The sequence below is a fragment of the Burkholderia sp. A9 genome (assembly GCF_000801975.1).
Genome location: NZ_JSZN01000020.1, coordinates 1 through 23,489, shown reverse-complemented (window position 1 = coordinate 23,489; position 23,489 = coordinate 1). Strand labels below are relative to the sequence as shown.

The 23,489-nt window shown below is 62.7% G+C and carries 30 protein-coding genes; 24 read left to right on the top strand and 6 right to left on the bottom strand.

Annotated features, from left to right (window positions below):
• The first annotated feature begins 115 nt into the window (after positions 1-115).
• The 18 genes from PI86_RS11040 to PI86_RS17085 all read left to right on the top strand — a co-directional run bounded on the left by PI86_RS11040 (position 116) and on the right by PI86_RS17085 (position 13,356).
• Complete coding sequence (locus PI86_RS11040; RefSeq protein ID WP_039321978.1) at positions 116-331, top strand: helix-turn-helix transcriptional regulator; 216 nt, start codon at positions 116-118, stop codon at positions 329-331.
• A complete protein-coding gene (locus PI86_RS17470) occupies positions 328-498 on the top strand; it encodes a hypothetical protein (RefSeq protein WP_162835537.1) in 171 nt (56 codons plus the stop codon). The genes PI86_RS11040 and PI86_RS17470 overlap by 4 nt, the downstream gene beginning before the upstream one ends.
• Positions 498-992, top strand: coding sequence for a hypothetical protein (locus PI86_RS17960; protein ID WP_442854573.1), 495 nt, complete (start codon positions 498-500; stop codon positions 990-992). Before PI86_RS17470 ends, PI86_RS17960 begins: the two co-directional genes overlap by 1 nt.
• A complete protein-coding gene (locus tag PI86_RS11025; RefSeq protein WP_039321974.1) occupies positions 985-1,185 on the top strand; it encodes a hypothetical protein in 201 nt (66 codons plus the stop codon). Before PI86_RS17960 ends, PI86_RS11025 begins: the two co-directional genes overlap by 8 nt.
• Positions 1,178-1,411, top strand: coding sequence for a hypothetical protein (locus PI86_RS17095; protein WP_152608096.1), 234 nt, complete (start codon positions 1,178-1,180; stop codon positions 1,409-1,411). Before PI86_RS11025 ends, PI86_RS17095 begins: the two co-directional genes overlap by 8 nt.
• Complete coding sequence (locus tag PI86_RS11020) at positions 1,404-1,727, top strand: hypothetical protein (protein ID WP_039321971.1); 324 nt, start codon at positions 1,404-1,406, stop codon at positions 1,725-1,727. Before PI86_RS17095 ends, PI86_RS11020 begins: the two co-directional genes overlap by 8 nt.
• Positions 1,728-1,796: 69 nt before the next feature.
• The gene (locus PI86_RS11015; protein ID WP_052319430.1) at positions 1,797-4,520 is read left to right on the top strand and encodes a DUF927 domain-containing protein; all 2,724 of its coding nucleotides are present in this window, start codon (positions 1,797-1,799) and stop codon (positions 4,518-4,520) included.
• Between the two features lie 307 nt (positions 4,521-4,827).
• Positions 4,828-5,223 carry a hypothetical protein gene (locus tag PI86_RS11010; RefSeq protein WP_052319429.1) on the top strand — a complete coding sequence of 132 codons (396 nt, stop codon included), beginning with the start codon at positions 4,828-4,830 and terminating at the stop codon, positions 5,221-5,223.
• A 223-nt stretch (positions 5,224-5,446) separates the two neighbouring features.
• Entirely contained in the window at positions 5,447-5,824 is a 378-nt protein-coding gene (locus PI86_RS11005; protein ID WP_039321968.1) for a single-stranded DNA-binding protein, read from the top strand.
• A 138-nt stretch (positions 5,825-5,962) separates the two neighbouring features.
• On the top strand, positions 5,963-6,526 hold the full coding sequence (locus PI86_RS17090; RefSeq protein WP_152608095.1) for a hypothetical protein: 564 nt from the start codon (positions 5,963-5,965) through the stop codon (positions 6,524-6,526).
• A gap of 122 nt (positions 6,527-6,648) precedes the next feature.
• A complete protein-coding gene (locus tag PI86_RS16435; protein ID WP_235362736.1) occupies positions 6,649-6,870 on the top strand; it encodes a helix-turn-helix transcriptional regulator in 222 nt (73 codons plus the stop codon).
• A gap of 21 nt (positions 6,871-6,891) precedes the next feature.
• Positions 6,892-7,164, top strand: a complete 273-nt coding sequence (locus PI86_RS10995) for a hypothetical protein (protein ID WP_152608094.1) — start codon at positions 6,892-6,894, stop codon at positions 7,162-7,164.
• Positions 7,165-7,190: 26 nt separating this feature from the next.
• Entirely contained in the window at positions 7,191-8,279 is a 1,089-nt protein-coding gene (locus PI86_RS10990; protein WP_039321959.1) for a hypothetical protein, read from the top strand.
• Positions 8,272-8,475, top strand: a complete 204-nt coding sequence (locus PI86_RS10985) for a hypothetical protein (protein ID WP_039321956.1) — start codon at positions 8,272-8,274, stop codon at positions 8,473-8,475. Before PI86_RS10990 ends, PI86_RS10985 begins: the two co-directional genes overlap by 8 nt.
• A 128-nt stretch (positions 8,476-8,603) precedes the next feature.
• Positions 8,604-10,664: a hypothetical protein gene (locus PI86_RS10980; RefSeq protein WP_039321953.1), complete on the top strand. Its 2,061-nt coding sequence runs from the start codon at positions 8,604-8,606 to the stop codon at positions 10,662-10,664.
• 109 nt (positions 10,665-10,773) lie between these two features.
• A complete protein-coding gene (locus PI86_RS10975; RefSeq protein ID WP_152608093.1) occupies positions 10,774-11,937 on the top strand; it encodes a phage baseplate assembly protein in 1,164 nt (387 codons plus the stop codon).
• Positions 11,938-12,098: 161 nt separating this feature from the next.
• Complete coding sequence (locus PI86_RS15690; protein ID WP_052319428.1) at positions 12,099-12,752, top strand: hypothetical protein; 654 nt, start codon at positions 12,099-12,101, stop codon at positions 12,750-12,752.
• 67 nt (positions 12,753-12,819) lie between these two features.
• On the top strand, positions 12,820-13,356 hold the full coding sequence (locus PI86_RS17085) for a hypothetical protein (protein WP_152608092.1): 537 nt from the start codon (positions 12,820-12,822) through the stop codon (positions 13,354-13,356).
• Positions 13,357-13,770: 414 nt separating this feature from the next.
• On the opposite strand, the gene PI86_RS10960 is transcribed toward PI86_RS17085, so the two are convergent.
• The 6 genes from PI86_RS10960 to PI86_RS10945 all read right to left on the bottom strand — a co-directional run bounded on the left by PI86_RS10960 (position 13,771) and on the right by PI86_RS10945 (position 16,711).
• Entirely contained in the window at positions 13,771-14,010 is a 240-nt protein-coding gene (locus tag PI86_RS10960) for a hypothetical protein (RefSeq protein ID WP_039321946.1), read from the bottom strand.
• Positions 14,011-14,144: 134 nt separating this feature from the next.
• Positions 14,145-14,357: an AlpA family phage regulatory protein gene (locus PI86_RS17955; RefSeq protein ID WP_442854575.1), complete on the bottom strand. Its 213-nt coding sequence runs from the start codon at positions 14,355-14,357 to the stop codon at positions 14,145-14,147.
• 2 nt (positions 14,358-14,359) lie between these two features.
• A complete protein-coding gene (locus PI86_RS16425; protein WP_082012212.1) occupies positions 14,360-14,665 on the bottom strand; it encodes a DUF4224 domain-containing protein in 306 nt (101 codons plus the stop codon).
• 35 nt (positions 14,666-14,700) lie between these two features.
• Positions 14,701-14,964 carry a helix-turn-helix transcriptional regulator gene (locus PI86_RS10955; protein ID WP_235362735.1) on the bottom strand — a complete coding sequence of 88 codons (264 nt, stop codon included), beginning with the start codon at positions 14,962-14,964 and terminating at the stop codon, positions 14,701-14,703.
• The gene (locus PI86_RS10950; RefSeq protein WP_039321943.1) at positions 14,954-15,475 is read right to left on the bottom strand and encodes an excisionase; all 522 of its coding nucleotides are present in this window, start codon (positions 15,473-15,475) and stop codon (positions 14,954-14,956) included. Before PI86_RS10950 ends, PI86_RS10955 begins: the two co-directional genes overlap by 11 nt.
• A 12-nt stretch (positions 15,476-15,487) precedes the next feature.
• Positions 15,488-16,711 (bottom strand): tyrosine-type recombinase/integrase, encoded by a 1,224-nt coding sequence (locus tag PI86_RS10945; RefSeq protein ID WP_039321940.1) that lies wholly within the window; start codon positions 16,709-16,711, stop codon positions 15,488-15,490.
• 850 nt (positions 16,712-17,561) lie between these two features.
• On the opposite strand from PI86_RS10945, the gene PI86_RS10940 reads away from it, so the two are divergent.
• The 6 genes from PI86_RS10940 to PI86_RS10915 are packed head-to-tail and all read left to right on the top strand — an operon-like array spanning position 17,562 to position 23,344.
• Complete coding sequence (locus PI86_RS10940; RefSeq protein WP_039321936.1) at positions 17,562-18,587, top strand: LacI family DNA-binding transcriptional regulator; 1,026 nt, start codon at positions 17,562-17,564, stop codon at positions 18,585-18,587.
• A gap of 59 nt (positions 18,588-18,646) precedes the next feature.
• The gene (locus PI86_RS10935) at positions 18,647-19,675 is read left to right on the top strand and encodes an ABC transporter substrate-binding protein (RefSeq protein ID WP_039321933.1); all 1,029 of its coding nucleotides are present in this window, start codon (positions 18,647-18,649) and stop codon (positions 19,673-19,675) included.
• 17 nt (positions 19,676-19,692) lie between these two features.
• Positions 19,693-20,517, top strand: a complete 825-nt coding sequence (locus PI86_RS10930; protein WP_039321930.1) for an ABC transporter permease — start codon at positions 19,693-19,695, stop codon at positions 20,515-20,517.
• Between the two features lie 10 nt (positions 20,518-20,527).
• Entirely contained in the window at positions 20,528-21,424 is an 897-nt protein-coding gene (locus PI86_RS10925; RefSeq protein ID WP_014897526.1) for an ABC transporter permease, read from the top strand.
• A 25-nt stretch (positions 21,425-21,449) separates the two neighbouring features.
• Entirely contained in the window at positions 21,450-22,481 is a 1,032-nt protein-coding gene (locus PI86_RS10920) for an ABC transporter ATP-binding protein (RefSeq protein ID WP_014897527.1), read from the top strand.
• Between the two features lie 38 nt (positions 22,482-22,519).
• Complete coding sequence (locus tag PI86_RS10915) at positions 22,520-23,344, top strand: phosphodiesterase (protein ID WP_039321927.1); 825 nt, start codon at positions 22,520-22,522, stop codon at positions 23,342-23,344.
• Positions 23,345-23,489 lie beyond the last annotated feature (145 nt).

Below are 23,489 nucleotides of genomic sequence, written 5' to 3'. Positions count from 1 at the left end.
GCAGAGTGCGCACTCTGCCGCGCGCAGTGGTTTATCGATTCGAAACCCGTTTTTAAGCTTGCGCCATGTGTTCCCGGATGGGCCGGGAACGCTCACTTACCGACAGTGAGGAAACATGGCATCACAAGTTCGTACCGCGCTCGCAATCCTGCGACGCAAGCAAGTCGAGGCCGAGACCGGCCTCAGCAAATCCACGATCTACGCCCGCACCCGTGCTGGCACCTTCCCTGCCCCCGTCCAACTCGGCCCCCGCTCCGTCGGCTGGCGTGCCGGCGACATCGATGCCTTCCTGGCCGATCCGGCGAACTACCGTGCGCCGGAGGCTGCATGAGTGCCTTGTTCGCCCACCTCGAACCCGCCGACGATCCGGCGTTCGTCTGGCTCCGCACGTCCGCAAGCCCGGGGCCGGAGCGCAAGCCGGCGATGCTGGTGCGCCGCGACCAGCTCGCGGCCGTGCTGCTGATGATGCTCAATGCCGCGCAGACGGAGGCCGCCTGATGCGTCTCAAAAAAAATCTGTTGACGCTGGTAAACCCGGAGCGCTATTCTGGTTTCATCGCTGAAACAACAGCGATCGGGTTTGGCGACCTGACATGTTCTGTGGCGCAAATAAGCCGCGCCGTCACTCGACACGCGGCTTTTACATTTGCGTCTGCCTTCGCGCGCACCTACGATCAATGGGTGGGCCTGGGCGGGGAGACCTTCGGGTCTGCCGGTATCCACAGACGCCGGTTCGCCAACCCCGTTCAGTGCCCGCCCACCCCATTTGGCGATGGGGAGCGGGTTCTTAAACCCGTCTGTGGAGGCCGCACCATGCGCCAAGCCCCCGCTCGTCCTGAGCAAACGCAGTTCCCGAACACTCTCACCCAAATCGTCAATCACGCCCTGCGCGATGCCGCGACGGCGCCGACCGTCTATGACGCGCTCGACGTGTGCGGCGACGCCCTGCGCCGCCTGGCTGAATTCGCTCGTGCGGAGGTACGCCATGACTGATCGCCGAGTAACCGAAGCCGAAGCCATTGGCTACGCTTTAGCAAAGCAGGTACCCGATATGGAGCGCGGATTCACGATCCAGACGAGCTACGGGAACATTGAGATTGGCGCCGAAGATGCCGGCCAGGTTGCAGCGCTGGTGCGCAAGATCCTGCAGCGCAAGCTTGCCTGCGTGGAGGTGCGCCATGCGTAAATACTGCGAACAGACCCGAGAAGTGCTCGCTCGCGCCATGGTCGATTTCGAGCACCTGCGTGCGTTAGCCAATCAACTCGAGATTATCGGCGAAGAACTGGCCGGCGATGAGGTATTCCTTTTGGCTCAAATCGCTGGCGAGATCGCGCAAACCGCCGAGGCTCGAGTCATTGCTGAATTGGATCAACTGGAAGCAGCGCGCAAGAAGGAGGTCCACCATGCGTGACCTTCTGAATCCGAACTTCTCGCAGTTTTCCGACCGCGTCACCCACGCCGCTAAGACTGGCAAGCTGAATGCCGAGCCGCTGATCCGACATTTGGATGACGCCTTCAGGGCCGCGGCTGGCGTCGAGACGGTTCTCAAAATGATTGAGGCCAACGATGTACTCGGAACCGACGATCAAAAAGATGCGCCGCTGTCTGGTTATCAAACCGGTGCGCTGACTGGCCTTGCCATATTCGCCATGCAGGCGCTCGCTTCGGATATCTCGAGCGTAGCCCAATGGGCCGAAAAGCACGGCGTGATGGAGGGCCGCGATTGACTGATCGAATTATCTCCAATGGGCACGGGCTGATGATCACAATTGAGGAGTCCTACAAGGAGGCGGCGGATGAATGCACCAGTGATTGACGAGATTGGCCGCATCCGTGACGCGCTGGCCTGTATTCCGGCTGACTTGCGGCGTGACGAGTGGGCGCGTATCGGTGCGGCGCTCAAGAATGAAATGGGTGATGCCGGGTTCGACTTGTTCGACGATTGGAGCAAGAGCGCGGATAACTACGACGCGGCGGCGGCGCGAAGTACGTGGCGCTCGCTGTCTGCTGATGCTGGCATCAAGATCGGCACGCTGTTCTACGTCGCACGCGAACATGGGTTCGACCTGAAAGCGAACAAGGCCACACCTGTCGATCCTGCCGAGCTTGATCGACGTCGTGTCGAGCGCGAGAAGCGAGCCGAGCAGGAGGCCCGCGCGGGAGAAATGTGCGCCATCAGTGCGGCGGGCCTTGCCGAAACCGTGTGGCGGGCGGCGAAGCCTACCGAGGCCGATCATCCTTACCTGATGCGCAAGGGCATCCAGCCGGTAGACGCCCTGCGCGAGATTGAAGCAGGCAGGCTGGCCGCGCTGATCGGGTATCAGCAGAAGCAAGGCGACGATCTTCTGACGGGCCGGGTGTTGGTCGCACCGGTCAAGGTCGGCGGCAAGTTGTCCACGGTCGAGATGATCGACGGCGACGGGCGCAAATCCGCCCTTAAAGACGGCGTGAAGGCTGGCGGGTATTGGCTGACCAGGCCGATTCCCGATGACGCGACGCTGATCCATGTCTGCGAAGGCGTGGCGACCGCGCTGTCGGTTCACGAATGCACTGGCGCACCCGCCGTCGCTGCCTTGTCGTGCGGCAATCTGCGGAAGGTAGCGGAAGCCCTGAAAGCCAAGCATCCGAACGCTCGTATTGTCGTGTGTGGCGACATTGGCAACGGCGAACATAAAGCGCGTGAGGCAGCTGTCGCGACTGGCGCTGCGCTTGCTCTTCCGGACTTCGGGCCGAAACGCCGGGACGACCAGACTGACTTCAATGACCTACATCAGGACGGCGGAGCCGCGGCCGTCATGCGGGCAATCGATCAAGCGACACCCATCGAGCGGCCGCAGTCGACGAACGACGGATGCGTTCCGGCCGGATTCAGCGTGACCGAACGCGGCGTGTTCTATGAAGAGGATGACGGCACGCCGCACTGGATCTGTTCGCCGCTGCACGTGCGCGCCCTCGTCCGCGATCGGGCATCGGAGAACTGGGGGCGCCTGCTCGAATGGAACGACGCCGACGGTCATCCGCACGTGTGGGCAATGCCGATGGAGATGCTCCGATCCGACGGCGCCGACATGCGAGGCGAGCTGGCGCGTCTCGGCCTCGACATTGCACCGGGCAACAAGGCACGTAACAAGCTAACCGAATATGTCACGTGCGCGAAGCCCAAAGCACGCGGCCGCTGCGTCACGCGCACCGGCTGGCATGGCGGCGCTTTCGTTTTCCCCGACCGGACGATCGGCGAGGCTCGCGAGCGCGTGATATTCCAGGCCGAGAGCATCATGCGCACGTACTCGCAGTCCGGCACGCTCGACGAATGGAAATCGGGCGTTGCGCGGTTTTGCGTCGGCAATTCGCGCCTTCTGCTCGCCGTATCGGCTGCATTCGCTTCGATGATGCTCGAGTACTCCGGGCAGGAATCGGGCGGCCTGAATCTCGTCGGTGAATCTTCTTCTGGCAAGACGACTGCGCTTCGTGCGGCCTGCTCCGTCTTCGGTGGCAAGGAATACATGCAGCGCTGGCGTGCAACAGCGAACGGTCTGGAGGGGCTAGCATCGCTCCACAACGATACGTTGCTCGTGCTCGACGAGCTGGCGCAAGTCGACGCCCGGGAAGCCGGGGAAATTGCCTACATGCTCGCCAACGGCAGTGGCAAGGCCCGCGCGGGACGCTCTGGCACCGCGCGCGCACGGCAGACGTGGAAGCTGCTGTTCCTGTCTGCTGGCGAAATCGGCTTGAGCCAGCACCTTCAATCGGTCGGAAAGAAGACGAAGGCAGGTCAGGAGGTTCGGCTTGTCGAGATCCCGGCGGATGCCGGCGCTGGGTTCGGCCTGTTTGAGGAGCTGCACGGCATGACGGGCGGTGCAGAACTGTCCACTGCGATCAACGATGCCGCCATTCGGTGCTATGGCACCGCGGCCGTTGCCTTCCTCGAAGCGCTTTGCAAGGATCGAGACGAAATCGGTGGATGGCTGACGGAGGAAATCCGACGGTTCGTCGACGGAAACCTGCCAGCCGATTCCAGCGGGCAGGCGCATCGCGTTTGCCAGCGGTTCGCGTTGATCGGCCTGGCCGGCGAGTGCGCGACCGCTGCGGGCATTACCGAATGGAACGAAGGTGATGCGCTCGGCGCTGCCGCAACGTGCTTCTCCGTTTGGCTGGATGGCCGCGGCGGCGCTGGCAATCAGGAGAAGGACACGATCCTGTCGCACGTGAAGGCGTTCTTTGAGGCGCATGAGGAATCGCGATTCTCCGACCTCAACGACACGTCCGATCGCCCGACGATCAACCGGGCCGGTTTCCGTCGCACCGGGGAAACCGGCGTCGAATATCTCGTGCTTCCGGAGGTATTCAAGCGGGAGATCTGCACGGGCCTCGATCCAAAGGCTGTTGCGCGCGCCCTGATTGAGGCCGGTTGGGTTCGCCCCGCCGCCAATGGTTGGGCGCAGCGCGCCGAACGACTGCCGGGTAAAGGACCGACGAAGGTCTATGTCTTCACCGCAAAGATCTGGGAGGCATCGAGATGAGCGACGCACTTCTGGCAACACATCAAAAAACACGGTTACAGCAGTTACGCCGGTTACGCGGTCACGAGAGCCTTATCAATAAAGGCTCTCGTCGTAACTGCAGAAACGTAACCGCGCCGCACCGTAACCGCGACTGGCCGAAAAATGACGTGTCACGTAACCGGATGCGCGGTTACGCATCGGAGCGGTTACGGAATCGCGGTTACGCACAACCCCTTATCCAGAAAGGGATTACCGGATGCGTAACCGCTGTAACTGCGGTAACCGCAAAAAAATGTGATGTTCGAAATGTACCTGGAGGCGTTCGATGATCCCCCGCAACCTGAAGCACGTCGGGCCGTATGCTGATCGCGTCAACAGCCGCGCCCCGGCGAACGATCGCCCCAACGAGCCGGTGCCGGACGACTGCATAGGAGCGCTGCAATCTTCTGACGGCGGGCTGTACCTGCCGTGGGGGCCGTATCTCGATCCCGAGTCGGTCGAGCGGATGCGCGGCGAACTGATCGCCATGATCGAGCAGCTATCTGACTTGGAAGACTGGCCATCCGGCACCCGCGACGACGTGCTGACGCGAGCTATACGCGGGCCGCTGGCTGACTTGCTACCGAACGTCGCGCACTTTGCCGAGCGGCTGACGACCGCGCGTGCCGGCGTGGAAGCGAGGAACCTACTCGATCGGCGCGTGTGGAGGTTCGACCGATGATCGCGAATCAGAGTCACCGGTTCGCTGCCGTCCTGGCGATAGCCACGACTACCACGGCGGTTTGTATCTCGGCGCTGGCCGGCTGGCGGGCGCCGGGCTGTGGGTCGTCAGCATGGCAGCGACCTACTACGGTCATGCGACTTTCTTCATCCTGTCGGCATGGGATCATATACGGGTACGGCACTGCGCCGCTCGACGCAACATATGACCAGAGGAGTAGATGATGATCGACGGATTGGTAAGTGGCCGGCTCTACGGCGAAGCCCAGATCCGGACAGGACAGAATGGAAAGCGGTACGTGACATGCAAGGTACGCGCGACTGCTGGCGACGGCGAAACGCTGTTCGTGAACGTCATCGCATTCGACGAGGAGGTGCAGACCGCGTTGCTGGCCCTCAGTGACGCAGATAGCGTGGCACTAACCGGCGCTCTGACGCCGAAGGTCTGGACCGACAAGAATGGCCTCGTGAAGCCGGCGCTCGACATGGTCGCCCATGGCCTCCTGACGGCGTACCAAGTTCGCCGCAAGCGGCAGGTGGTAAGCGGTGAGTCAGCGCTTCAAGACACCCACACAGACGATCACCTAGATGACCCCCTGTGAGTCGAGGCGCTTGTAAACGCCGTTCCAATAGCTCATTATCGATCATGCTGCGCCTAGCCCGACGGGGCGAAGCCGAGAGTTCCTCTATCCTCTCGCCGGCGCGGCATCTCATCTGATAGAGCGCGTGTAGAGGCGCAAATGAAACCGAACCCAATCGACAGCCTCAGGTTGTCGTATCGGTCGATGCTCGACGCTCGAAACCTCTCTCCCGATCAACTCAAGGACCTGGCTGCGACACTGTTCGTCACTTGCTACGCGACGATCATCAAATGCGAGGAATCCATTGCGGATCGTGCCGTACCAGCATCAGAGATAACTGACCACGCTCGTGAACTGTCTGCGTCCCTAACTCAAGGTCATGTGCTGCCCTCTCTCGAGTATCTCGCGGAGTTGCCAGACCGCTTTGCCTCTGCGCGCGTAGCCGGGATCAAGGCTACAAAATCGGAAAGCGGTCGGACTGCAGTGGGCGCACGAGACAAAAAGATTCTGGCTGTCAGAAAGTACGCGCTGGACCTAGCAAATGCGTCGAAAGCGCGTACGAAGACCGGAGTTCTAAACGAAATTCTTGAACCGGTGATGGCTCACTTTCTGAGTTCAACCGGTCGACCGATGACGAGTCGCGGACGAGCAACCGTATCGAATTGGCTCCTCGAAGACGGATTTGTTGAATTATCGAAGCGTCCCGATACGTCAACGCGATAACGTATTCGCGCTAGTCGTCACCCCTTCATATGATGATCGTCAGGTTGCCTCTCAACGTTCGCGAGACCTCCTGACGCCTCCCACATAAGCAGCCCGCGTCAGATTCTCGCAGGAAAACTGACGTGTCAAAAGCCCTCACGCCGGCCCGCGTAACGCCAGCCATTCCCCGCTTTTCCGACCTCACCGACGAAGCATACGTTGGGCCGGCGGTCGTCGAATCGCTCCTCGGCATTTCGCGATCGTCCATCGATCGCAGGGTGAAGAGCGGCGACCTGCCCCAGCCCAAGAAATTCGGTCGATCGGTTCGGTTCAACGTCGGCGCATTGCGCCGCGCACTCGCGTAACTCGAAAACACAAGGATCCACATGAAAGGAAACCCGATCAGCAAACCGTCCGATAAGGATTCCTCAACGACGAAGAAGCCCGCAATGCCCTTCACTTCCGCGATGGGCGGATTCAAGCGGGCCGCGCGCGACGAACGCAACGCCGAAATGCTGCGCGTGCCTGAGGTGGTCAACGGCACAGCGACCGGCGAATTCTTCGAAGTCGAGCGCCCCAAGGAAGAAGTTCCGAAGCTCAACGCGTCCGCCATCGCCCGCCGCATCGTCGCCGCTGGCAAGCGGGCTTTCGGCAAATAACCAACTATCAAAGGAAACGGAACGACATGAAGAAACTCACTGCGGTTTGCAAGAAGATCACGACCCAGCGCGAGAATATTCGCCAACTGGAGTCGAGCCGCGAAGCAGAGTGCGACGCGGTTGATCGCGTGAAAACGCACACCGGTATCGTCGAAAACTTGAAAGCCAATATCCGCAGCGTGAAGGCTGAAGCGCTCGTAGTGGGCAAGCAGGCTGATACGACCGGTCTGGATCAGCAGCTGGTCAATGCGGAGGATCAACGGGTCAATGCAGTCGCAGCAGCCCAAACCTCCATCGAGGCAACTGCAGTGATTGACGCAGGCATCGAGCTCGCAAGAGCGGCCCTGACGGATTTGGAGGAAGAAGCGAAACAGCTCGTCGCTGACGCGATCATGGAAACGCACGACGACGCTCAGCGGCGTTACCTCGAAATCATCGACCAGATGGCAGAGTGCGTGCAAACAATGGCTGGCGCGCATCAGGCGTGGATCCTCATGCTCGGCAACGACCCGAAGTGGCCGTTCCCGGGGCGTGGGGCGCAAGTACGCGAGGATGTTCTCACCCACGGGTTACGCGTGCCCGTCGAGTACTCGAGGCTGAACGACCCGACGGTCGCCGAAGAGTACACGGCCGATTATCGTGACCTCTGGTACCCGCCTGCGTGGGCGGATAAGCCGGCGCGCAGCTTGGGCGAAGCCACTGCGGAGGAACTGGTGTCGGCCGTGCGGGGCGCCGGTTTCGAGTGCGTCGAGTTCAAACTGGAGCCGGCCCCCGTCCCGGAAAAACAAGTCGCGGTGCGGGTGCTGCGCGGCACGATTCCTGTCACCAAGCATCTGAAACATCCCGCGACTGGCGAGATCGTCAGCTCCACATCGAAGTCCTATGGTCCTGGCAGCGAGATCGAAATCGCGGAAAGCAGCGCTCGCCACCTGCGCTCTACCGGCTTCGTGTCGATTGTCGGTGAAGACGACGAACCGGGGCCTTCTGACAGCGACCCGAAGCAGTCCGATAGCGCGCGAATCCCTCACCTTCCTGAGCAATTTGATCTCGTGCAATCGCGCCACGATTCCTATTCCGGGGCCTTCCATGCACTGGACACCCGCGCCTATGAGTAACACGAACCTGATCAAGCTTGTCGTCAAACCGGGCCGCAGGGTCTCTCTCAGCCTACATGGCCGACGCTACTCGGCAGGCGAGGCATTCGAGGTCGACCCGATTACGGCGGAAGGCTTGATCCGCAGCGGCTTCGTGATGGAGTGCCCAAGCGATGACGACGACCACACCGCGGCGGCGTCCGCGACAATCGCCTAACCGAAACGAACGGCACCCCACTTCAGTGATGCGCCGCTTCGGTGGCGCGAAAAGGAAAATATGAAAGCCAATACTAACGTGGGCGTTCTGCGACGTGATGTGCTGGTCGCCCGGCAGGAGGGTTCTCTATGAATCAGCCGCAGGGCCGACGGCTCACAAACTTCAACATCGCCAACCCCATTGCCGACGCCGATCAGATCTATGTCGCGCAAGGCGGCGCGGGCAATGGCATCGAAAAAGCCGCGACGGCTGCGCAATTGGCGACGTACGTTCAAGCGCCGATTGCGAATGGCTCGGCGAATGATGCGGGGCCGTTGACGGGCAACGAGACGGTGCCGATGAGCCGCGGCACGGGGTTGCTGCAGAAGTCTCTCAACGGGATCGCGACGTGGGTGTTACAGACGTTCGCGGGCTTCACCTACGCGATCACGGGCGGTGTTGCTAGGACGGTCGCTGCGAAGCTAGGAGATCTGTTCAATGCCGCGGATGTGGGCGCATCGACATCGTCCACCGATAACAGTTCCGTGTTCTATTCGGCGACGGCGACAGGCAAGCTCGTCAACATCAGTGATGGCGTTTATCCGTTCGCCGAGTTCTTCCAGTCGCTGACGCAGCCCATTCGCTTGCGCGGTGCCTCGACTTATGGCGTCACGCTCCAGAACAGCAGCGTGACGAGCATGTCGACGATCTCGAATACGGGCGTCAACGGAACGCACATCGAGGGCTTGAGCATCAATACGCCGAACGCCGTCACGGCGACGGTCGGGCAGATCGTGTCGCTGATCGACGTTAACGACGCGACGATTCGCGACACTGCGATCGGCGGCTTGGCTGGCGTGGGCTCTGCAATCATTGCTTATCCGCAAAGCAACCCGAGCGTAAAGAACGTCCGTCTACTTGACCTGAAGATCACGGGCAACCTGCCTCAAGGATCGAACAACAACGGAACGCTGATCACGGGCGGGTGGTATTGCCAACAACGCGGCATCTACGCCGACAGCATCTCGCAGTTCGGCGTTGAGTACAAGAACGCGTCCGCCTATTCGACTGCGTCGGACCTGATCGCCAATAATTGCGCGATTGGCTACGGCCTCGGCGACACGCAGACGCCCGCCGTACAGTACACCGCCGCGTCGACCATCGTCGCGAAGGATTGCGCAAGCGGCGTTAACTTCGGCGCGGCGTTCTATAACGTTGCGGGGAATGCGGTCGTTACCATTCAAACGCCGTTCCCCAATTCGGCTACCAAGGAAGGCATTCGGCTTTCCGATGGTTCGAGTCAGAATGCGCTTTCGAATTTCCTGTTCCAAGGCACGTTCACGGACGTTGTGCACATCCTGGCCGGCGCAAGCTACAACTACGTTTCCGGCGCGTACCACATGACGGGCGGCGTGGCGACCCTTGAATCAGGTGTCAAGGGTAACGTCATCGCAGTGAACCACCCCGGCGCACGCACGACGATCCTCAATGCGGTTGCGGACAACTCCGGACAGACGATTTCAGGGGCGAACAGTAACCCGGTGTATTGCCATGCGACGGGCGAGTATCGGGGTTCGCTGTCCGGCCGCTGGCGGTGGCAGCACGCGATATCTGGGTACGGCGTGCAGAACTCGTCCGACAAGTGGGTGTACGAAAGCGCCGGCGATTCATATCTGGCCGTGCTCACGGATGGCACGGCAGGCGCCGGGTTCCGGGTGGAGACGAACGCCAAGACGCACGGCTTGATCTACAACTGGGCCGGTGACTATTGGCAGATCGACACGGCCAGCACGAATTATCGGTTTTACTCCGGGACGTTCCAGCCGTACACCGACGGCAACGTGGTGTTGGGCGGCATTGTGGCGCGATGGGCGGACGTCAAGGCCATGACCGCCACGTTGTCCGGCCCGATCGCGCTGCAACCTCCAACGACGCAACCTGGCGCCACCTATTCGCAGACGACGTCCGACTCGACGCTTATTTTCAATGGCTCTGCGACGCAGACGCTAACCCTGCTTGCGGCTGCTACCTATCCGGGGCGAATCCTGCACGTCAAAAACACTGCGGCATTTGCGGTCAACAGTGCATCGTCGAACGTTGTGCCGCTCGCGGGCGGCAGCGCCGGCACGGCAATTCTCGCCGCCGGGCCGGGCAAGTGGGCGACGCTGCAGTCTGATGGGGCGAACTGGATTGTGATCGCCGGGAATTGATTTCTCTGATTCGCAGCCAGCAATCGCCATTACAGCCGCCTTCGGGCAGCACGTCGGAGAATGCAAGGTGCGCCGCTTCGGTGGCGCGCCTTCTACCAAGGCAATGGGAATGAAAGACCAAGAAAAAGTAATTCTGACTGTGGCCGGATACACAGGCGTGCCAGTATCGCCCACCAGCAATGTGATTCACTATGAGCCAAACGCTGGCCTCGAGCTTTCCGGCTGGACGAGCGTTCGCATTACGGCGGGCGTCGAACGCATACCGCGTGACTTCGAATTCGAAATGACGGAACTTCTGCCGGATGCGGCACATATGCTTGTGCGTCCAGGCGATAAGTGCACCGTGCAGGTATCGGATCGCATTGTGCTGACAGGGTACGTGGATACAGTGACGCCCAGCATTAGCGCCGCCAACCACAGCATCCGCGTAGCGGGGCGTGGAATGTGCGCCGACCTTGTCGATTGCTCCGCTCAGTGGCCAAACGGTCAATTCAGCAACACCAGTGCGCTCGACATCGCAACGAGGCTTGCGGACGTGTACGGCATCAAGGTTGCGCTGGCACCGGATGTTACCAATCTGCCGATCTTGCCCCAGCAAAACATCATGCTTGGGGAGACGGCCTTCGAAATTATCGAGCGCGTATGCCGGTATAGCGCCTTGATGGCGTACGAACTGGCGGATGGCTCGCTTTATTTGTCGCGCGCCGGCACGGAAGCCATGTCCAGCGGCGTGCATGAAGGCATCAATCTCGAATCGGCGACCGTCGATAACTCGATGCATGATCGGTTTTCCGAGGTGGTGGCGGTGATGAGCGCCGTTAGCAATCTGTGGGATTTGAACGCCGTCGATACTCCAGTGTCCGTTGCGATTGACCCTAACGTGCCGCGGCATCGTCAACGCATCATCATCGCTGAGGCTGGCGACCTGGGCTGGAATATCGGAGTACAGCGCGCACAGTGGGAAGTTGCGCGCAGGGCCGGCCGCTCTAAGGTTGTCCATCTGACTGTCGACAACTGGCGCGACGTGGACGGCAACCTTTGGGAACCTAACAAGCTTGTTGATGTGCTTGTCCCGTCATTGAAAGTGTCGGGCGATCAGGCCGGGACGATTCCGGTGCGCTTCCTGATCAGCGAGGTGTCCTACCACTTCAGCCTTGAGGGCACGCATGCGGAGCTGACGCTCGTAGCTCCGGAAGCGTTCCTGCCTGAGCCGATCCTACTGCAGCCCAACCTGGGCGACATCAACGCGGTCAACGTGGGTGGGGCGCAGTGATGGCGGAGAGACTCAGGGACGCGATCCCGCCGGGCGCCGCGTTTCCTTTCCAAAGCCTTCGGGTCCTCCCCCGACATCGGGACATCACGGGCTCTGCGCGCTGCGATCTTCGGCTAGCCATGAACTTTCAAATTTGCTTAACGACTTTCGGAGCTTAACAAATGACGCTGCTGTCTCTCGCCGAATATGCGCGCCGCGTCGGCAAATCTCGCGCTGCAGTCTCGCAATGGAAAAAGGCTGGACGCCTTGTGCTGCAAGGCGATCAGGTGGACGTCGAGGCGACGGACGCGAAGCTGAAGCGCTACCGCCGCGATGGCCTCCCCGACATCGATCCGGCGCCGAAGTCTGTTAAGCGCGGGCGGCCACCTGTTAAACAGAGCGGGAAATCTGTCAAGCAAACCAGCGGCGCCGCGCAGCTTAACAACGAGCCGGTCCGCCTGCTGTGCGTCGACGTCGTGGAGCGGCTCGCCGCGCTGGACTGGACGCGTCCATTCGATTGGTCGCCTGAAGCCCAAGACGAGCGCGCACGCCTAGCTGCGCAGTGTATCGGCTGGGAGGCCGTCCGGAGCGCAGCCAGGGATGATGGGCATTGGGGCGGCTTTCAGTTGCGCATCCCGGCCTATATCGAATTGCACGGGTTGGCCGAAGACGCCATACCGGCCGGACACGGTTTCGAGCTTTATTCTTCACAGGTGCTGGATGCCTGTCGAGATGAACTCGAGCCGATCGACAACGGCGACAAGGTATTGGTCCGACTGGACCTGCTGCACCTGCTCGCTTATCCGTTCTCTGAGCACCAACGCAAGCCCGATTAGCCGGGAACTAGCGCGCCCAGCCGGCGGAGGCGCGAGCTTCGAACATCACCGGCAGTCGGCCACGCTCATGGAAGCTGATCGCATTCCTTCCGGATCTCCGGTTGCGACGGCGGCGGGGGCCGACAACCTGCCACCAGTGTTTCGCCTAGCATCCAATGCAACAAGAGCGCACGTCGCTGGCACAATCAGCCAGCCTCTTAACCGCATAGATGAGGGCTTCAGCAAAGACGCCTCCATGATAGGGAAGAGTGTACTCAGCAGTAACGCCCCAGGGATTCGCGAGACAAAAGATACCGAAGTGGGACATCTGGTTAAATCGCGCGGCCTCAGACGCCAAATTCGTGTCAGTGAGACCGAGTCCCCTGAACTCCTGACGTTTGAAAACGATCACTCTCATTCCGACCGTACGATTCTTGTGATTGATCCAGACGCTTACGGTCTCGTCGGTCTCGCCGAGATCGTCACCCTGACACCTTACGTCAACATACACGTCAGCGGGAAGGTTCAACTCGGGTACTGCAGGTGCGACCTCAACCACTTCTGGGCGAAGATTGGCTGCCTGGAACTCTTTCAGCAACACCCCGATAGTCAGATCCGCTTCTAATATTGCCGACATCTGGCACACCTCCACGTTAGTTTTTTGGCCACCCAGGCGTGTTGCCGTCTAGACTTGACGCCCTACCGACGCAGGCTCCCGCACGCTTCAGCGCGTCCACCACCTCTGACGTCGGTACGCCTCGGAGGGCTTCATATGCAATGGTGATAGCACGTTCCGACTCCTGGTGGACGTGCAGCCTCGCCCGTATGGGGTCGTCTGTGGCGAAACCGCGGGCCTCCGGGACCCCTAGCAGGGCATTCGCTACTACCATAGCCCGTACCCGGCTAAAGGGCGGCGTCTGAGGGTCTTGCGCAGCCTCTAAAGCTAGCGATAGCAACATCGGCACCGAGGCCTGTATAAGTTCGTCGCCAGCAATTTCGTTTCGATTGATTGTGCTCATGGGCACCCTCCGACACTGACTCACTCGCCACGCACCCAGGCGACAACGTCAGGGGCGAGCTCGCAACCTTCGGCAAGCAGCTCTGCGAACTCTGCCCACATCGGCTCCTCTTCCTCCTCGATTGACGGGCGCCCTTCCGCTTTCCGCATCGCGTTCATCCGTTCCATGTCTGCGTGGAGTTCAGTCGCGACCGCTGCGACATGGGTAGCGATACCGTAGCCGACGTCATCGGCCAGATCTTTGTCAAAGAATCTCGTCATGGTGCTGGTATCGGCAGCGCAGCAAGAAACTTGAGGCGCCCTGTAGACGCTAGGGGCGTGCGTCGGGAACGCCGTCGAACGTAGCTGTGCGACGATCTAGTCTTCGTGTGACCTGGAGTTCCCCGTGTCTGCCATCAAACTGCGCGCGCCCGAGCCGTATGTGACGAACTTGATCCTCTGTACGCGCGAGTCGACTGCGCTTTCAACGATACCGATCTGGACGATCGTCGCGGAGATAACTGTCTTGCCTGAGGGAATTTACCTTCGCGCATGAGTTTCAGAACCCCTGTACGGGACAATTCGACAGCTTGCACGACGCCACCCAGGTCGAGGCAGAGCGGCTTCATTGTTACGACCGTTTTCGTCTTTCCTTTAGAGTCGGCAGTGGGCATCGCTGTGTCTCCTTGAAGGTGCCATCCTCGTTCAGTGCGGCGGGTTGCCACTTTGGTTTCGGAGGAGGCTCCGTTGGGTGCCCCGTAATTCTGGCTCGAGCGATGATAGGACGGCCGCGGGCATTCACCCAAAAGGCAATCCCCGAAGTGCGTAACCAGGCAACCTGTAGTTCGTCACGAGTCTGGCCGCGCCGTCCGTTGCGGATGCCAGTGAGTTCCGCGACTTCTTCGACAGTCAGGAACAAATCGCTTTTCGTTTCCATATGTCCTCATTTGATGAGCGTAGAAGGGACCGTGTTCATTTCACGACTCGATCTGGTGGCAACATTTCCGAGATCGGCCGTGTCTCAGCCCACTCCTCCAGCTCTCTAACGAGCCATCCAACGCGCTTCTTTGAGATGGCGCGAGGAGCCGGAAACTCCTTGGTTGCGACCATTTTTTTAATGATGGTTTCCGACAGAGACATCACCTCGGAAACCTGATGAATGTTCAGAAAGAAAGGCTTCATCGTCACGATAGCCTGCCTCGCATTCTTCGTTTTAGACGCAGTATCAGCGGCCATCGATCATCCTCTGAATCTTGTCCGCGACCGGATCAACGTACTCGGCTTCCGGAGTCACAAAATACCGCCGCCCGACCTTCTTCGGGAAAGGGCGGATCTTGCCATTTTTCACCCAGTTCAACAGCGTGTTGCGATGGGGAGCGTACTCACCGAATGTTTGTTCGGCCCAGACATGCAGCGGTATCAGCTTCGGCTTATGTTTTGTTGCCGACGGCGTCGGTGGCTGGGTCTTCGGAGCACTGCCTAATGCTGCCTGAACTCGCCCTCGACCGTTCTCGATGTCGCGAGCGACTCGCTCGAACAGCGGCAGCTTACGAGCCTCCTTTTCCTCATCAAGCCACCGAAGGTATTCGGTAACGTTGAGCTCGAACTCGCCACTTCCAGTACGCCGGAAATGGCGACCTCGTTGAATGCGCCCGTTTCGTATCTGGCCTTTGATCCGCGACAAACTGCGACTCATGAATGCGGCGGCGTCTTCAAGCGGAAGCCAGTTGCCATCGCCTTTCGTCATCGCCACTCCAGATCACGCGTCGGACGCGACGAAGGTCAGAATCTTTCCGCCGGCCTTCAGTTGATCCAGATAATCCGCCCACTCCTGCATCATGGCTCGGCGCTCCCGGATGAACTTCGTGCGGTTGTAGGCGGAACCAAGATTATCCGGTACGGCGTGCGCGAGCTGATGCTCGATCACCTCCGGCTTATGCTCCAGCTCCTCATGAAGGATCGTGCGCGCCATCGCCCGGAAGCCATGCCCGGTAATTTCGGTACGCGTGTCATAGCCGAGCCGCCGCAGAGCCGCATTGATGGCCGCCTCGCTCATCGGGCGAAGGCTCGAGCGGGCGCCGGGGAACACATACCGCCCCTGCCCCGTCAGGGCGTGCAATTCACGAAGGATTGCGACCGCCTGTGTGGCAAGCGGCACCAAGTGCTCTGTCTTGGTCTTGCTGACAAGGTAACGCCATTCGCCCTTGTCCAAATCAAACTGCGACCATTCAGCCTGTCGCAGCTCTCCAGGGCGGACGAACAGCATTGGCGCCAGCTTCAGCGCACAAAGCACCGGGAACGTGCCGGAGAACCCTTCGAATGCCCGCAACATCTCCCCCACCTTGGCAGGCTCGGTAATGGCGGCGAAATGCGTCTCGACGGCGGCCGGGATAGCGCCGATAAGATCCTTGGCCGGATCTGCCTTGCAATAGCCTTCTTTGATGCCGTATCGGAATACGCGGCTGATTTCGCTACGCACACGATGAGCCGTGAAGCGTGCGCCGCGGGCATCAATGCGCTTCAGGACGGCAAGAATCTCCGGGGCGTCGATCTCCGCGATCGGCCGCTTGGCTAGCCAAGGGAAGACGTCATTCTTGAAGCGAGCCAGCGTCTTTTCGTACTGCCCGATCTCCACGACCGTCTTGCGCTCCTCCATCCAGCCTGTAGCGACGACTTCAAACGAATTGGCAGCAGCAATGCGCACCGCACGCTTCTCGGCCTTTTTGGCCTCGCCTGGGTCGATACCTGTAGCCAGCTTCTCGCGGGCCTCGTCGCGCTTCTTTCGGGCGGACGCCAATGACACGTCTGGGTAGATGCCGAGCGCCAGCGTTTTGTCCTTGCCAGCGAAGCGGTAATTCATGCGCCAGTACTTCGCACCGGACTTGTCGAGCTGGAGATACATGCGGCCGCCGTCAGACAGGCGATTGCCGGTGCCTTCTGCGTTGTAGCGGGCGTTCCTGACCTGCGTGTCGGTGAGCGGCATGGTGGTATCTCGAAGCGAGACAAGGTGGTATGCGATCCGATACCACAAAAAATACCACCCAATACATCCGGCTGTCTATGCTCCAATCTGACCTTGTCAGGACACAAAAAAACCCGCGAAGCCGTTAGCTGTCGCGGGTTTTCAGTGAGTTTTCGGGACGTCTCTGATCTTCTTCGGAACAACCCGGAACTCCATGTTTGGTGCCGGGGACCGGACTCGAACCGGCAAGCCAATTAAGGCGGCGGATTTTCGTCACACTGCTTCTTTCGAAGTCGGCGTCGTCGGAACGATGCCGTTCGTGCGCTGGACTATGCCTTCGCCGTCGCGCGCGGGCGTGATCGCCGCCCGTGCGCCTTAGGCGCCCCCCGTCTAGTCTCTACACCTTCCTCGCGTGACCGCGAGGCTTGGCTCGGCGTTGCCTCGATGCGTGCATCAGGGGTTTCACCGAATTTGAAGGGTTCTGCACCGACCGTTTCCGGCCGGGCACTCAATCGTTTAAGTCCGCTATGTTTACCAATTTCATCACCCCGGCAAAAGGGCGGACGCGATTCTACCATTGCTTGCACGTGCGTTAGCTGATTCGCGCGCAGTACGTCGCGACGCGGCATGTCTGCCTGCCTCGTGCGCGGCCGAATTCATACGCCGCAATCGACATCGACGCGACACCGCCACCGATTTCGTCCCGCGCCGCAGCATCCGCCGATACAATCGAGTCCGCCCCGCTCGCCGGGCGCCAAACGTCAGATGTTTGTGTCGTGCTTGTTGCGAAACAGACGTCATGCGCGTCATCGCGAAGTCACAAACGTTTTCGATAATTTCCCCGCCGAAAACGTTTACATCGCGTAACTTCATGACCCCGACCATCAAGGATGTCGCCGCGCTCGCCGGCTTCTCGATCGCCACCGTCTCGCGCGCGATCAACGCGCCGCATACCGTGAGCCCCGCCACGCTGGCGACGATCCGCACCGCCATCGACACGCTGCAGTTCCGCCCGAGCCCGCTCGGCCGGCAGTTGCGCGGCGAGCGCACCCGGCTCGTCGGCGTCGTCGTGCCGACGCTGTCGAACCCGGTGTTCGCCGACTGCCTGCAGGGCATCGACGAACTCGCGACCGCGGCCGGCTTCAAGCTGATCCTGATGACGACCGAATACGACGCGGCGCGCGAGCGTCACGCGATCGAGACGCTGCGCGAGCAGCGCGTCGAAGGGCTGATCCTGACCGTCGCCGATGCGGACACGCATCCGCTGCTCGACATGCTCGACCGCGACGGCCAGCACTATGTGCTGATGCACAACGACACGCAACGCCGCCCGTCGGTGTCGGTCGACAACCGCCGCGCCGCCTATGACGGCGTGCGTCTGCTGACCCAGCGCGGCCATCGCCGCGTGCTGATGCTGGCCGGCTCGCTCGCCGCGTCGGATCGCGCGCGCCAGCGTCATCTCGGCTACGCGCAGGCACTCGAGGAATGCGGCGTCGCGACGCTGCCGCCGGTCGAGGTCGACTTCAACGCGGCCGAGCTGCCCGACGCGGTGCTCGCGCATCTCACCGCGCAAGCCACGCGCCCGACCGCCCTCTTCTGCAGCAACGACTTGCTCGCGATGGTCGTGATGCGCGGCCTGCGCCGCGCCGGCTTCTCGATTCCCGACGACCTGTCGGTGCTCGGCTTCGACGGGATCGCGATCGGCGAGCTGCTCGCGCCGCCGCTCGCGAGCGTCGCGACGCCGAACCAGGACATCGGCCGCCATGCCTGGCGGCGCCTCGTCGAATGCATTGGCGGCGCGACGATCGAGCGCGCTTCGCTGATCCTGCCGCACACGGTGCGCGACGGCGCGACGGTCGCACCGCCGGCCGCCGACCTGCAATTGCGCCACGCCTGAACGCGCGCGCCACGCCACCGCGCGCGGCGCCCTACCCTCACCCCGCCCGGAGACCCACCGTGTCCCTTCGCCTGACCTCGCTGCTGCGCACGCTCGCCGCACCGCTCGCCTGCGCCGCGCTCGTCGCGCTCGCACCCGCAGCCCATGCCGACGACACCGCGATCTGCTACAACTGCCCGCCTGAATGGGCCGACTGGGCCGCACAGATCGCCGCGATCAAGCAGAAGACCGGCATCCGCGTGCCGTTCGACAACAAGAACTCGGGCCAGGCGATCGCGCAGCTGATCGCCGAGCAGAAGAGCCCGGTCGCCGACGTCGTCTATCTCGGCGTGTCGTCGGCCTTCCAGGCGAAGGACAAGGGCGTGATTGCGCCGTACAAGCCCGCGCACTGGAACGACATTCCCGCGAACCTGAAGGATCCGCAAGGCTACTGGTTCGCGATCCACTCGGGCACGCTCGGCTTCTTCGTGAACAAGGACGCGCTCGACGGCAAGCCGGTGCCGCGCTCGTGGGCCGATCTGCTGAAGCCTGAATACAAGGGCATGGTCGGCTACCTCGATCCGTCGAGCGCGTTCGTCGGCTATGCGGGCGCGGTCGCCGTCAACCAGGCGCTCGGCGGCAGCCTCGACAACTTCAAGCCGGCGCTCGACTGGTTCCGCAAGCTGAAGGCGAATGCGCCGATCGTGCCGAAACAGACCGCGTATGCGCGTGTGCTGTCCGGCGAGATTCCGATCCTGCTCGACTACGACTTCGACGCGTATCGCGCGAAGTACAAGGATCACGCGAACGTCGAGTTCGTGATTCCGCACGAAGGCACGATCGCGGTGCCGTACGTGATGAGCCTCGTGAAGGGCGCGCCGCACGACGCGAACGGCAGGAAGGTGCTCGACTTCGTGCTGTCCGACGAAGGCCAGAAGCTGTGGGCCAACGCGTACCTGCGCCCGGTGCGCGCGCAGACGCTCGGCGCCGACGTCGCCGCGAAGTTCCTGCCGGCGAGCGAATACGCACGAGCGAAGTCGGTCGACTTCGGCAAGATGGCGGCCGGCCAGCAAGCGTTCGGCCTGCAATACCTGCAGGTGATGCAGTAAGCGGCCGGACCCAACCCATGCTCGACCTGACTTTCCCGCTGCGCTGGCGCGTCGCACTCGTCGCGCCCGCGCTCGCGGTGTTCGCCGCGTTCTGGCTGCTGCCGATGGTTTCGCTCGTGCAGGTGTCCGCCGACGGTGCGCTCTTCACGCAGTACGCGGCGCTGCTCGGCAATGCGCGCTACATGAAGAGCCTTGGCGAAACGGTGGCGTTATCCGCGGGCGTCACGCTCGCGACGCTGGTGCTGTCGACGATCTCGGGCCTGCTGCTCGCACGCCGCGCGTTCGCGGGCAAGCGCGTGCTGCTCGCGCTGCTCACCTTTCCGCTCGCGTTCCCGGGTGTCGTGGTCGGCTTCATGGTGATCATGCTCGCCGGGCGCCAGGGGTTGATCGGGATGCTGTCCGCGAAGCTGACCGGCGACAAGTGGGTGTTCGCGTATTCGGTTGCCGGGCTGTTCGTCGGCTACCTGTACTTCTCGATTCCGCGCGTGATCGTGACCGTGATCGCGGCCGCGTCGAAGCTCGACGCGTCGCTCGAGGAAGCCGCGCGCTCGCTCGGCGCATCGCCGTGGCGCATCTTCATCGACATCGTGCTGCCGGCGCTCGCGCCGGGCCTGATCGCGGCCGGCGCGATCTGCTTCGCGACCGCGATGGGCGCGTTCGGCACCGCGTTCACGCTCGCCACCGACCTGAACGTGCTGCCGATGACGATCTACACCGAGTTCACGCTGAACGCGAACATCGCGACGGCGGCCGGCCTGTCGATCGTGCTCGGCATCGTCACGTGGGCCGTGCTCGCGCTCGCGCGCCGGTTCACCGGCCACACCGCCGCCGCCGCGGCCTGAGGATTCCTTCATGCAATCGCTTTCCGGTTCGTCCGCGCCGTCGCCGGCGCCCGCTCCGTCGCATGCGAACGGCGCCGCCCGACGGGCGCCGCGTGTGTCGGGCGCGCGCGCGATCGCCGCGCTGCAATGGGGCGTCACGCTGCTGCTGTGCGCGTTCCTGATCGTGCCCGTCGTGATGTCGGTGCTCGCGGGCCTCACCGTCAACTATTTCCGCGGGCTGTCGAGCGGCCTCACGCTGCGCTGGCTCGAACAGGTGTGGCAGCAGTATCAAGGCTCGGTCGCGCTGTCGCTCGGCGTTGCGTTCGCGACGCTCGCGATCGTGCTCGTCGTCGGCGTGCCGGCCGGCTATGCGCTCGCGCGCAGCCAGAGCCGCACGGCCCGTGTGATCGAGGAAGCGCTCGTGCTGCCGGTCGCGCTGCCGGGCCTCGCGTCGGCGCTCGCGCTGCTGGTCGTCTACGGCGGCTTCACCGCGTTCCGGATGAGCCTGTGGTTCATCGTCGTCGGCCACGTCGTGTTCACGCTGCCGTTCATGGTGCGGGCGGTCGCGGCCGTTGCGGCGGGTGCCGGCTTGCGCACGCTCGAAGAAGGCGCCGCGAGCCTCGGCGCGTCGTTCGTCACGCGCTTCGTGACGATCGTGCTGCCGAACCTGCGCCCCGGCATCGTCGCGGGCGCACTCGCGGTGCTCACGCTGTCGATCGGCGAATTCAATCTCACCTGGATGCTGCATACACCCGACACGAAGACGCTGCCCGTCGGGCTCGCCGACACCTACGCGTCGCTGCGTCTCGAAGTCGGCAGCGCCTATACGATCGTGTTCCTGCTGATGACGCTGCCGCTCCTCGTCGCGATGCAGTGGCTCGGCGTCGATCCGTCCGGCACGCGCCCACTGAAGCGCCGCCCGCGCTGAACCCCGCGCAGACTTCACCGTTCCCATGAAACTCGATTCCACCCCCATCACCCTGACCCGCTGCGCGAAAACGTTCCGCGGCACGCGCGTGCTCGAACCGCTCGACCTGTCGATCGGCGCGGGCGAGACGCTCGTGCTGCTCGGGCCGTCGGGCTGCGGCAAGACGACCACGCTGCGGCTGATCGCCGGCCTCGACACGCCGGACGCCGGCGGCACGATCGCGTTCGGCGGCGACGACGTGACCGCGCTGCCGATCGAGCGCAGGCAGGTCGGCATGGTGTTCCAGAACTACGCGCTGTTCCCGAACCTGACGGTGCGCGGCAACGTCGGCTACGGGCTGAAGATCCGCAAGACCGAGCCGCGCGCGCTGCGCGAACGCGTCGACGAGCTGCTCGCGATGATGCGTCTCGACGCGCATGCGGACAAACCGGTCGATCAGTTGTCGGGCGGCCAGCGGCAGCGCGTCGCGCTGGCGCGTGCGCTCGCGGTGCGCCCGCGCGTGCTGCTGCTCGACGAGCCGCTGACCGCGCTCGACGCGAAGCTGCGCGACGTGCTGCGCCGCGAGATGAATGCGCTGCTGCGCGATCTCGGCGTGACGACCGTGTACGTGACGCACGACCAGGCCGAAGCGATGGAGCTCGGCGACCGGATCGTCGTGATGGGGGCAGGCCGCATCGAGCAGATCGGCACGCCGCGCGACATCTACTACCGGCCGGCGAACCGCACGGTCGCGCAGTTCATCGGCACGCTGAACCGGCTTGCGGGACAATGGCGCAACGGCGCGCTCGTGACGACGGGCGGGTCGATCGTGACGCCGCACGCCGCCGACGAGTGGTTCTTCCGCCCGGAGGACGCGCAGCTCGCCGATCCCGCGCATGCGCCGCTGCGCGGCGCGATCGGCGCGTGCGCGTTCCTCGGCGAGCGCACGCGGCTCACGATCGAGCATGCGGCGCCCGACCCGCTCGTGATCGACGTACCGGGCCGCATCGAACTCGCGCGCGGCACGGCCGTCGGCATCGCGATCGCGGCGGAAGGCCTGATCGCGCTCGCCGCGTGATGCCGCCCCACGATAACCAGACATTCCGAGGAACGACGATGCTGCTTGCTCAAATCAGCGATCTCCACATCAAGCGTCCGGGCCAGCTCGCGTACCGGCGCGTCGACACGGCCGCCGCGCTCGCGCGCTGCATCGCGAAGCTGAACGCGCTCGTGCCGCGGCCTGACGCGGTGCTCGTCACGGGCGACCTGACCGACTTCGGCCACGACGACGAATACCGCCATCTGCGCGACCTGCTCGCGCCGCTCGAGATTCCGTATTACCTGATGGTCGGCAATCACGACGACCGCGCGGGGCTGCGCCGCGCGTTCGCCGATCGCCCCGAATGGCAGGACGGCGAATTCGTGCAGTACGCGTTCGATGTCGGCGCGGTGCGCGTGCTCGCGCTCGACTCGCAGGTGCCAGGCGCGAGCCACGGCGACCTGTGCGACGCGCGGCTGGCGTGGCTCGCCACGCAGCTCGACGCCGCGCGCGATCGGCCCGTGATCGTCGCGCTGCACCACCCGCCGTTTGCGTCAGGCATCGGGCACATGGATGCCTTGCGCCTCGCGCCCGCCGCCGCCGCGAAACTCGACGCGCTGCTGCGCGGCCATCCGAACGTCGAACGCGTGCTGTGCGGCCACGTGCACCGCACGATGTTCACGCGCTTCGGCGGCACGCTCGCATCCGCCGTGCCGGCACCCGCGCACCAGGTCGCGTTCGACCTGCGCGCGGACGCTCCGTCCGCGTTCCGGCTCGAGCCGCCCGCGTTCGCGGTGCACTTCCATACACCGGAAGCGGGGATGACCTCCCATCACGTGTACGTGGACGAAGGCGACGGGCCTTATCCGTTCTACGAACCGAGCGGGGAACTGGTCGACTGACGGCGTGAATCGTGTGCGCATGACGGGCGACCGAGGCCAGTCGGCGCGCGTTGCGCGCTGATCGCGGCCGATAGCGGTCGCTCGCGGCCCGTCATGCCACGAGTGCGGCGGCCGGCCGCCTGATTGCCTGATTGCCTGATTGCCT

What these genes read in the sequence shown, in the direction of transcription:
- PI86_RS11040 (WP_039321978.1), top strand. Translation starts at nt 116, where the DNA reads ATGGCATCACAAGTTCGTACCGCGCTCGCAATCCTGCGACGCAAGCAA.
- PI86_RS17470 (WP_162835537.1), top strand. Translation starts at nt 328, where the DNA reads ATGAGTGCCTTGTTCGCCCACCTCGAACCCGCCGACGATCCGGCGTTC.
- PI86_RS17960 (WP_442854573.1), top strand. Translation starts at nt 498, where the DNA reads ATGCGTCTCAAAAAAAATCTGTTGACGCTGGTAAACCCGGAGCGCTAT.
- PI86_RS11025 (WP_039321974.1), top strand. Translation starts at nt 985, where the DNA reads ATGACTGATCGCCGAGTAACCGAAGCCGAAGCCATTGGCTACGCTTTA.
- PI86_RS17095 (WP_152608096.1), top strand. Translation starts at nt 1,178, where the DNA reads ATGCGTAAATACTGCGAACAGACCCGAGAAGTGCTCGCTCGCGCCATG.
- PI86_RS11020 (WP_039321971.1), top strand. Translation starts at nt 1,404, where the DNA reads ATGCGTGACCTTCTGAATCCGAACTTCTCGCAGTTTTCCGACCGCGTC.
- PI86_RS11015 (WP_052319430.1), top strand. Translation starts at nt 1,797, where the DNA reads ATGAATGCACCAGTGATTGACGAGATTGGCCGCATCCGTGACGCGCTG.
- PI86_RS11010 (WP_052319429.1), top strand. Translation starts at nt 4,828, where the DNA reads ATGATCCCCCGCAACCTGAAGCACGTCGGGCCGTATGCTGATCGCGTC.
- PI86_RS11005 (WP_039321968.1), top strand. Translation starts at nt 5,447, where the DNA reads ATGATCGACGGATTGGTAAGTGGCCGGCTCTACGGCGAAGCCCAGATC.
- PI86_RS17090 (WP_152608095.1), top strand. Translation starts at nt 5,963, where the DNA reads ATGAAACCGAACCCAATCGACAGCCTCAGGTTGTCGTATCGGTCGATG.
- PI86_RS10995 (WP_152608094.1), top strand. Translation starts at nt 6,892, where the DNA reads ATGAAAGGAAACCCGATCAGCAAACCGTCCGATAAGGATTCCTCAACG.
- PI86_RS10990 (WP_039321959.1), top strand. Translation starts at nt 7,191, where the DNA reads ATGAAGAAACTCACTGCGGTTTGCAAGAAGATCACGACCCAGCGCGAG.
- PI86_RS10985 (WP_039321956.1), top strand. Translation starts at nt 8,272, where the DNA reads ATGAGTAACACGAACCTGATCAAGCTTGTCGTCAAACCGGGCCGCAGG.
- PI86_RS10980 (WP_039321953.1), top strand. Translation starts at nt 8,604, where the DNA reads ATGAATCAGCCGCAGGGCCGACGGCTCACAAACTTCAACATCGCCAAC.
- PI86_RS10975 (WP_152608093.1), top strand. Translation starts at nt 10,774, where the DNA reads ATGAAAGACCAAGAAAAAGTAATTCTGACTGTGGCCGGATACACAGGC.
- PI86_RS15690 (WP_052319428.1), top strand. Translation starts at nt 12,099, where the DNA reads ATGACGCTGCTGTCTCTCGCCGAATATGCGCGCCGCGTCGGCAAATCT.
- PI86_RS17085 (WP_152608092.1), top strand. Translation starts at nt 12,820, where the DNA reads ATGGAAGCTGATCGCATTCCTTCCGGATCTCCGGTTGCGACGGCGGCG.
- PI86_RS10960 (WP_039321946.1), bottom strand. Translation starts at nt 14,010, where the DNA reads ATGACGAGATTCTTTGACAAAGATCTGGCCGATGACGTCGGCTACGGT.
- PI86_RS17955 (WP_442854575.1), bottom strand. Translation starts at nt 14,357, where the DNA reads ATGAAGCCGCTCTGCCTCGACCTGGGTGGCGTCGTGCAAGCTGTCGAA.
- PI86_RS16425 (WP_082012212.1), bottom strand. Translation starts at nt 14,665, where the DNA reads ATGGAAACGAAAAGCGATTTGTTCCTGACTGTCGAAGAAGTCGCGGAA.
- PI86_RS10955 (WP_235362735.1), bottom strand. Translation starts at nt 14,964, where the DNA reads ATGGCCGCTGATACTGCGTCTAAAACGAAGAATGCGAGGCAGGCTATC.
- PI86_RS10950 (WP_039321943.1), bottom strand. Translation starts at nt 15,475, where the DNA reads ATGACGAAAGGCGATGGCAACTGGCTTCCGCTTGAAGACGCCGCCGCA.
- PI86_RS10945 (WP_039321940.1), bottom strand. Translation starts at nt 16,711, where the DNA reads ATGCCGCTCACCGACACGCAGGTCAGGAACGCCCGCTACAACGCAGAA.
- PI86_RS10940 (WP_039321936.1), top strand. Translation starts at nt 17,562, where the DNA reads ATGACCCCGACCATCAAGGATGTCGCCGCGCTCGCCGGCTTCTCGATC.
- PI86_RS10930 (WP_039321930.1), top strand. Translation starts at nt 19,693, where the DNA reads ATGCTCGACCTGACTTTCCCGCTGCGCTGGCGCGTCGCACTCGTCGCG.
- PI86_RS10925 (WP_014897526.1), top strand. Translation starts at nt 20,528, where the DNA reads ATGCAATCGCTTTCCGGTTCGTCCGCGCCGTCGCCGGCGCCCGCTCCG.
- PI86_RS10920 (WP_014897527.1), top strand. Translation starts at nt 21,450, where the DNA reads ATGAAACTCGATTCCACCCCCATCACCCTGACCCGCTGCGCGAAAACG.
- PI86_RS10915 (WP_039321927.1), top strand. Translation starts at nt 22,520, where the DNA reads ATGCTGCTTGCTCAAATCAGCGATCTCCACATCAAGCGTCCGGGCCAG.